The sequence below is a fragment of the Thiocystis violacea genome (assembly GCF_016583565.1).
GTDB classification, from domain to species: Bacteria; Pseudomonadota; Gammaproteobacteria; order Chromatiales; family Chromatiaceae; genus Thiorhodococcus; species Thiorhodococcus violaceus_A.
The window spans coordinates 1-940 of sequence record NZ_NRRF01000223.1 but is presented as its reverse complement, the minus strand read 5'-3'; the positions used below and the strand labels follow the sequence as shown (position 1 = coordinate 940).

The following is a 940-nucleotide window of genomic DNA, read 5'->3' as shown; positions in this document are numbered from 1 at the left end:
ATTCGGGCTCGGATCGCCAGTTGCTGCGCCGTGGTGTGCTGACGCACCAACGCCTCCAACTGGGTACGTTCTTTGTCGGTGAGGGAAACGGGAATCGGGGTGCAGCGTGGCATCGTGTCATCAACTCATCGGCGAAACTCAAGACAGATGAGTAGGATGCCATCGATCGCCCAGAAACAGTATTAGGACTTTCACTCTAGACCACTAGGATGTGATGCGTTTCGGGAACCGAATACTTGTGAACCGTTTTGGCATGCGCAGCGATGACTTCCCGGAGCGAAAAGCCGAGGGTGAAATCCGCATCATGGTGTTTGGCGATTCGGTTGTGAATGGCGGCAATCTGACCGATCATTCGCGTTTGGCGACGACGCTGATGGCGGCGCAACTATCTGCCGCTGCCAACGTGACCGTGACCGTGCGCGTGGGGAACATCTCTGCTGGCAGTTGGTGGCCTGGGAATTGGTTAGCTTATGCGAGGGAGTATGGCTTTTTTGATGCGGATATCGTCGTTTTGGTCATCTCAAGGCACGATGTGGCCGACAACCCAACTTTTGCACCGCTTGATCCAAACACGCATCCTGAGCATCAACCCGTGCCGGCGCTTTGGGAGCTGCTAACGCGATACTTACCCAGATACTTGCCAAGTCTCAAGAAGGTTGACGAGGGGAGCACGGTGACCGAAGTCATTTCTGCTGAAAGTCTGGAACAAAGTCTTGCGGATCTGCGCGAATTTCTTCAATTGGCTCGCTCGCAAACCAAGTCTGTGCTGGTTGCGCAGTATCCTGAGAGGAAAGAGCTTTCTACGGGTTCTTTGGCTCTCCAGGATCTCATGGGGTAAGCAAATATCTTCCAAAACAAATACTTGATTGATATTTTTGGCGTACACGAAAGTCAAAAATAGGGCTGAGCGCAAAATTATAACCTACTGATTTTTAAATAT

General features: G+C 51.6%; 1 protein-coding gene. It reads left to right on the top strand.

From position 1 onward, the window contains the following. The first annotated feature begins 253 nt into the window (after positions 1-253). On the top strand, positions 254-838 hold the full coding sequence (locus CKO23_RS24895) for an SGNH/GDSL hydrolase family protein (RefSeq protein WP_200336250.1): 585 nt from the start codon (positions 254-256) through the stop codon (positions 836-838). The last annotated feature ends 102 nt before the right edge of the window (positions 839-940 follow it).